This window comes from Aminobacterium sp. (assembly GCF_034926885.1).
Lineage (GTDB): Bacteria > Synergistota > Synergistia > Synergistales > Aminobacteriaceae > Aminobacterium.
On the sequence record NZ_JAYFQR010000015.1, the window covers coordinates 108448 to 114822 of the forward strand.

Below are 6375 nucleotides of genomic sequence, written 5' to 3' on the forward strand. Positions count from 1 at the left end.
TATCTAGGCTGAAATAGAAACGGGATCTCCAGGGAAGACATCCCCCTGTTGAATAACTTTGAGGAAATAGCCGCATATAGGCAATAGACACCATCCTTTATAATCATACGAATGGGGTTCTTCTGGTTTTTTGCCTTTTTCAATAACTTGAAGTTTAGCTGTCGCCCCTACGTTAAGAATCGAACCAATAGGAAGCTCTTCGGGTAATCCTTCTATCAGGAGATTTTCAGCAAGAGAGCCAGGCGGAAATGCGAATTGAGCTTCTTGCTCTGCTTTTTCTACGTCTTCACGCCGAAGCAAACTAACTTCTCTTTCATTTATGTTAAAGTGAGAATCTCCTTCGATCCCACCAAAAGTAAAATGAGCTTTTTCCACTCTTTGTTTAGCTTCGTTTCGCCGATTACTTATACATATGGCAAGAACTTTTCCCATTTTTTATGTCCCTCCTTACTCTTTTCTAATTTAACATAATACACTAAAGCAAAAATGAGATAAAGAAACAAAGTTAAATATAGGAAGTGATACAATAAATAAAAATACTATAAAGGAGGGCTGATGATGTTCGAAGTTAAAGATATTCTTGCACCGGGCCTTTTTGCCTCTGTGAAAAAAACAGTTGAAATAGATGATACCGTAGGGAATATGAATATACACCTCAACCAGCTTCTATCCACTTCTGCCTGTGTTCAAGCTATAATCGGTGCCTGCATAAAGGCAGTAGATCACCTTTTACCGGAAGGATATATTACTATTGGGAAATCCATTGAAGTTGTTCATGAAGCAACCTCTATGTTAAATGTTACAGTAGAATTCAAAGCGATTCTTAAAAGAGTAGAAGGGAACCGCCTCTTTTTCGATATTACAGCCTCCGATGCCCTTGGGCAAATCCTTATAGCCCACCATGAACGGGTCGTTGTAAATCGTGTTGCCCTAATGGATCGTGCAGTAGAAAGGGCTGAACAGCTTAACAAAATACGAGAAATGCTTTAGTCCATTTTTTATTTGCATAAAAAGAGAGGGGCTTGTTTATAAATAAACCCCTCTCTTTTCTCTATTTTTTCTTCTCGTTATAAAATCTGAAAAGAGCTTGCGTTCCATCATCCTCATACCCCTCATGTGCCAGTTTCTTATACATTGAAAGAGACATCTCAAGACCGGGAGTATCAAGTCCTAATCTGTCTGCCGATTCAAGGGCAATTCTCATGTCTTTTATAAAATGTTTAATATAAAATCCCGGATTGAAATCACCGGCAATCATGCGAGGGGCAAGATTTGAAAGTGACCAACTTCCAGCGGCTCCCTGAGCAATACTTTCAAGAACCTTATCTGGATCAAGACCTGCTTTAATAGCATAAGATACGGCTTCACAAACACCAATCATATTTGAAGCAATAGCAATTTGGTTCGCCATCTTTGTATGTTGTCCACTTCCTGCCGCCCCTTGATAGACGATATTTTTACCCATTACCTCAAAAAGAGGACGAACAACTTCAAAATCTTCTAACTCTCCACCAACCATTATTGATAACGTTCCCTCTCTCGCACCTCTATCTCCACCTGAAACGGGAGCATCTAAAGCTTTCAAGCCTTTTTTCTGAGCCGCCGCATGAATGCGCACTGCTAAATCTGGACTCGAAGTTGTCATATCTATAAGATAGGTTCCTGTTTTCGCATTTTCTAGAAGCCCCTTAGCTCCTAAATACACCTCTTCAACATCTCTGGGAAAACCTACAATCGTAATAACACATTCGCACTTTTCTGCAAGGGAAGCAACATTTTCTTCCCATATAGCCCCTTTCTCAACCAATAATTTTGCTTTTTCGCTGGTTCTGTTGTAAACATGAAGGGTGTATCCTGCTTCAAGTATATGCCGAGCCATACTTCCTCCCATGACTCCAAGACCTATAAAACCTATATTCTTCATTGAACAAGTTCCCCCTTTCAAAATTCTTCAATACGAGTATAACGTATGATACGATTGGTATAATAGCTTTACCAAATAGGAAAGAAGGGATTTACCATGTCGAAGTATCTAGACGATATTAAAGAAATACTTGGATCCGACGCGGACTCTCTTCTCAATTATACGTGCTGGGGAATTCCAACTGAAATGCTTACTCCGCCAAGCCCTGATTTTGTCGATCATCTCGCCGCAAATACGAATCGTCCTATCCCTGTGTTACGTTCATTACAAACGCTCTTTGACACAGGAAGATTAAAAGGAACCGGGTACCTCTCCATTCTTCCCGTTGATCAGGGAGTGGAACATTCCGCTGGTGCAAGCTTTGCCCTCAATCCAATATACTTTGATCCCGAACATATTGTCAGGCTTGCATTGGAGGCTAAATGCAGCGCTGTAGTGAGTACCCTAGGAGTTCTTGGTTCCGTAGCCAGGAAATATGCCCACCGTATTCCTTTTATTCTAAAAATCAACCACAACGAACTTTTATCATATCCTAATACATACGATCAAATTCTTTTCGCATCAGTCAAACAAGCCCAAGATATGGGAGCCGTAGCCATAGGTGCCACAATCTATTTTGGAAGTCCGGAATCAAGACGACAAATTCAAGAAGTATCGACGGCCTTTCACATAGCGCATGAAATGGGGATGGCTACTATTCTATGGTGTTATTTACGTAATAAAGCCTTTAAAACAAAAGAAAACGACTATCATTTGGCAGCAGATCTCACTGGGCAGGCTAATTATCTAGGCGCAACTATAGAGGCAGATATCGTGAAACAAAAGTTGCCCTGTATCAATGGAGGTTTTCGTGATCTTCATTTTGGAAAAACTTCTCCTGAAGTATACGATAAATTAGTGCCTAATAATCCGATAGATTTACTCCGCTATCAGGTGGCTAATTGTTATATGGGACGAGTAGGCCTGATTAGCTCCGGTGGGGCATCAGTCGGGTCTAATGATCTGAAAGAAGCCGTTAAAACAGCAGTCATCAACAAAAGAGGAGGAGGCATGGGGCTTATTCTTGGAAGAAAAGCTTTCCAGCGTCCTTTTAGGGAGGGCATTCACATTATACAAAACGTTCAAAATGTCTATCTTGAAAAAGAGATTACTTTAGCATGATCAAAAGAGAAAAATATTGTAGCGTTCTTGTAACGGTCCTTCTATTCTCTGCACTCCTATGGGGAGGAATGGCTTTTGCTTCGTCTTCACAAGAAACAGTTCCTCTCTTATGGGGTGAAGATATTCCTGGCGTCATGACACACTTCAATACTCGGGAACCAGTCTTGGCCCTGACACTCGATGCTTGCGGAGGGAAACGAGGAAGTGGTTTTGATAAAAAGCTTATAACCTGGCTTAAAAAACATAACATACCTGCAACACTCTTTCTTACAGGACGCTGGATTGATGCCAATAAAAAACATGCTCAAGAGTTAGCTTCTTGTTCTCTCTTTGAGATAGAAAATCATGGAATGAATCACCGTCCATGTTCTGTATCTGGACGTTTAGCATATGGTATTCCAGGAACAAAAAATGTATCGGAAGTCATAAATGAGGTTCAAGATGGAGCCGATACTATAAAAGAGATCATAGATCGCAAAACTCGTTTCTTCAGATCTGGGACAAATTATTATGATGAAATCGCCATTGCCACTATAGAAAAGCTAGGATATAACGCCGTAGGCTATTCAATAGCAGGAGATGAAGGGGCAACACTCTCTAAAGAAGCTATTATTATAAAACTTCTTAAAGCAAAACCAGGAGACATTATTCTCTGCCATATGAACCATCCTGAAAGCGATACAGCTGAAGGGCTGATTGAAGTGATTCCCATACTCCAAGAACGCGGTTTTCGTTTTGTCACTTTAAAGGAATATCCGTTGCAATAATGATCATATCCTTATAGAGGAAGGGGAAAAATGATAGGATCAGCTATTTTATTAGGGGGGGTTTCTTTTATATTGCTTCCTCTTGAAATGGCAGCAGGCCTTTTTGCTGCCATAACTCTTTGGCTGACTATTTATGCTGCTCCTTTTTTCTGTCTTTACATAGGGTGGCTTTTTGGTATGTTTCTCGGTTTTGTTCGTGCCGAAACCAATCTCTGGAGTATTCTTGCACTGATCCCTGTAGGAATATGGTTTCTTGTAAATTGGCGCCTCACACTAGCTAAAGAGATGCCTCTTTTCGTTAAGGGACTCAAAGAGCCTCTCGCTCGTCGAAAGATGTTCAGATATTGCGGTCTTATTTTCCCATGTGTAATTTATCCCCTTTGGGGGCCAGGCGCTCTGAATAAATATCTTATGATTGCAACAGTCGCTGCATTTATCATCGAGAAGATTACCAATTACGTACCATTCTTGAAAAAATGGTTCAAGTCGATCTCCTCTCAAAAAGAAGAAAGAGATGAACGGTCTATATCATCAACAACATGTTACTTACTTGGAGCATTCATTGCTTCTCTCTTTCCTGACCCTGCTTCTGTACAAGCTCTTATGATGGCAACCATGGGAGATGCCTGGGCCGTTCTTGTCGGCAAACGTTGGGGAAAATTAAACTGGCTTGAAGGGAAAACACTCGAAGGAAGTCTTGCTTGCTTAGCCGCCGCTCTTATGAGCGGTTTTATTTATGGAGCTCTTGTCCCGGAAGCGCAGATCCCATGGCTCATTCTTCTGTGGGGGGGATTGGCCACTCTGTTTACAGAAGGGTTTTTCAGGTTCGAACTCGATAACCTTTTAGTAGCTCCAGTCAGCGCAGCAATAATGACCGCCGTTATATGGATCGCTTACCTTTTCTAAACCTTGATAAACCGATCTACATCATAAACAACTGGATAGACATTACCTGTGCGGATAGCACCTATAAAATCTTCTTCAGTGTGTACCACTCCAGGGAAAGCAGTAGCATAACGTCCTACTCGCTCAACAAGATGGGCATCACTACCACCAAGACGAGGTAAACGCAGTTCCTCAGCAAGAACGTGTGCTTTAAAATTATGAGTCAGGCGGGTACTCCCGTTGAAAGCCTCTATTCCGCTCAAGCCAGGAAGCGAACGTATAAAATTGCCCATTCCACGCCCGTTATCCCGAAAAGGATGAGCACTTACAGCAACGCCTCCCTGCTCTTCCACAAGAGAAAGAACGTCAGGCGCATGCATCTTTTTCTCAGGAACAGCATCAAGACCAAAAATTAACAGATCTCCCTCGTATGTAAGCAACTCAAGACCAACAAGAACCAGGAAATTGTGTTTCATGCTCAATTCCTGAGCATAAGAACGCATACCCATACTTTCATGATCTGTAACACAAATTCCATCAAGCCCCATTTTTTTGCCTTGTTGAATTGCCTTCTCTATAGGTAAAAAACTATCTGAAGAAAATTCTTCAGTGTGAAGATGCGTATCGATAACCAGGGTCATTTCCTCCTTACTTTTTATTCATTATATCTATTATAAAAATATGTTATGTCCATAAGAATTATAAAGCAGCCTGTCTTCATGTCAATAGATAAAATTGAACACGCAAATAACCTTGAATTCGTTACTGTATGTTAATATGTTTTCGCAAAGAGATTGTGGCGAATAGGGAGGAGAGGTCGTGGCAGAAAAGAAAGGAGCTAGCGACAGAGCTTTTCAAAAAATAATTAATCTTGTTTTATCCCATGAACTTAAACCGGGAGATCGAATATATGAAACAAACCTGGTGGATGAACTACACATGAGCCGAACGCCCATACGTGAAGCACTTTCACGCTTAGTTTCTACAGGATTTTTAGAAAAAACTTCCGGGCAAAAAGGTTACGTTGTCCCTCTTTTATCTCCAGACGATATGGAACAAGTTTACTATTCAAGAATTGTTATTGAAGGGAAAGCTGCACGTAGAGCGGCCCAAAACGCCGATCAAAAAGCAACAGAGGATTTAGTTCGCCTTAATGAGGAAGAAAAAAGGAAATACCAGGCGAATGCGAAAGACGAATATGCAGCTCTTAATGAAAAATTTCATATGGCTATCGCCGAAATGTCTGGGAATACATATCTTTATCGATATATTCAACAGCTCTTTTGGCGTTCTAATCTCTATGTTTTCTTTTTCATGAGCTTCTACAATTTAAAACAACCAGAAAGTAATGGGACAGAGACAGATATTCGATTAAGCTATAAAGAACATGAAAAAATAATAGAAGCTATTCTGGCAAAGGATGGATTTGCCGCAGAAAAAGCAATGCAAGAGCACTTGATCACAGCATATAATTCAATGCTCAACCCTCAGAGCAAGCCTGTAAGGGGCCATAGTTTGCTTCCTGATAACGTGATAAAGTGAATGGCGGGAATCCCAGTCCGTACGATTGGCTCCCGCCAATTCAAAGATAAATGGGCTCACCCTGTCCAATAGTAGTGGCGGAATGGAAGTTGCGGC

8 protein-coding genes are annotated in these 6375 nt (G+C 41.0%); 5 read left to right on the forward strand and 3 right to left on the reverse strand.

Going from position 1 to position 6375, the window contains the following annotated elements; all coding sequences use genetic code 11:
* Window positions 1-3: 3 nt before the first annotated feature.
* Complete coding sequence (locus tag VB083_RS06970) at window positions 4-432, reverse strand: MOSC domain-containing protein (protein WP_213695352.1); 429 nt, start codon at window positions 430-432, stop codon at window positions 4-6.
* Window positions 433-558: 126 nt separating this feature from the next.
* Between VB083_RS06970 and VB083_RS06975 the strand changes: the two genes are divergently transcribed.
* Window positions 559-990 carry a thioesterase family protein gene (locus VB083_RS06975; protein WP_213692035.1) on the forward strand — a complete coding sequence of 144 codons (432 nt, stop codon included), beginning with the start codon at window positions 559-561 and terminating at the stop codon, window positions 988-990.
* Window positions 991-1051: 61 nt separating this feature from the next.
* Here the strand turns inward: VB083_RS06975 and VB083_RS06980 are convergent, their stop codons facing one another.
* Window positions 1052-1924 (reverse strand): NAD(P)-dependent oxidoreductase, encoded by an 873-nt coding sequence (locus VB083_RS06980; RefSeq protein ID WP_323401898.1) that lies wholly within the window; start codon window positions 1922-1924, stop codon window positions 1052-1054.
* Window positions 1925-2020: 96 nt separating this feature from the next.
* Here VB083_RS06980 and VB083_RS06985 point away from each other — a divergent pair, with 96 nt between their 5' ends.
* Genes VB083_RS06985 through VB083_RS06995 form a run of 3 tightly spaced genes read left to right on the forward strand, consistent with a single transcriptional unit; the run spans window position 2021 to window position 4758 of the window.
* Complete coding sequence (locus VB083_RS06985) at window positions 2021-3085, forward strand: class I fructose-bisphosphate aldolase (RefSeq protein WP_323401899.1); 1065 nt, start codon at window positions 2021-2023, stop codon at window positions 3083-3085.
* Window positions 3082-3852 (forward strand): polysaccharide deacetylase family protein, encoded by a 771-nt coding sequence (locus VB083_RS06990; protein ID WP_323401900.1) that lies wholly within the window; start codon window positions 3082-3084, stop codon window positions 3850-3852. Before VB083_RS06985 ends, VB083_RS06990 begins: the two co-directional genes overlap by 4 nt.
* A gap of 30 nt (window positions 3853-3882) precedes the next feature.
* On the forward strand, window positions 3883-4758 hold the full coding sequence (locus VB083_RS06995) for a hypothetical protein (protein WP_213692038.1): 876 nt from the start codon (window positions 3883-3885) through the stop codon (window positions 4756-4758).
* On the opposite strand, the gene VB083_RS07000 is transcribed toward VB083_RS06995, so the two are convergent.
* Window positions 4755-5378 carry a PHP domain-containing protein gene (locus VB083_RS07000; RefSeq protein ID WP_323401901.1) on the reverse strand — a complete coding sequence of 208 codons (624 nt, stop codon included), beginning with the start codon at window positions 5376-5378 and terminating at the stop codon, window positions 4755-4757. The genes VB083_RS06995 and VB083_RS07000 overlap by 4 nt on opposite strands.
* A 178-nt stretch (window positions 5379-5556) precedes the next feature.
* On the opposite strand from VB083_RS07000, the gene VB083_RS07005 reads away from it, so the two are divergent.
* Window positions 5557-6279: a GntR family transcriptional regulator gene (locus VB083_RS07005; RefSeq protein ID WP_323401902.1), complete on the forward strand. Its 723-nt coding sequence runs from the start codon at window positions 5557-5559 to the stop codon at window positions 6277-6279.
* Window positions 6280-6375: the final 96 nt, after the last annotated feature.

Bases quoted from the DNA above. Each gene is read 5' to 3' on its own strand.
- VB083_RS06970 (WP_213695352.1), bottom strand. From the start codon at position 432: ATGGGAAAAGTTCTTGCCATATGTATAAGTAATCGGCGAAACGAAGCT.
- VB083_RS06975 (WP_213692035.1), top strand. From the start codon at position 559: ATGTTCGAAGTTAAAGATATTCTTGCACCGGGCCTTTTTGCCTCTGTG.
- VB083_RS06980 (WP_323401898.1), bottom strand. From the start codon at position 1,924: ATGAAGAATATAGGTTTTATAGGTCTTGGAGTCATGGGAGGAAGTATG.
- VB083_RS06985 (WP_323401899.1), top strand. From the start codon at position 2,021: ATGTCGAAGTATCTAGACGATATTAAAGAAATACTTGGATCCGACGCG.
- VB083_RS06990 (WP_323401900.1), top strand. From the start codon at position 3,082: ATGATCAAAAGAGAAAAATATTGTAGCGTTCTTGTAACGGTCCTTCTA.
- VB083_RS06995 (WP_213692038.1), top strand. From the start codon at position 3,883: ATGATAGGATCAGCTATTTTATTAGGGGGGGTTTCTTTTATATTGCTT.
- VB083_RS07000 (WP_323401901.1), bottom strand. From the start codon at position 5,378: ATGACCCTGGTTATCGATACGCATCTTCACACTGAAGAATTTTCTTCA.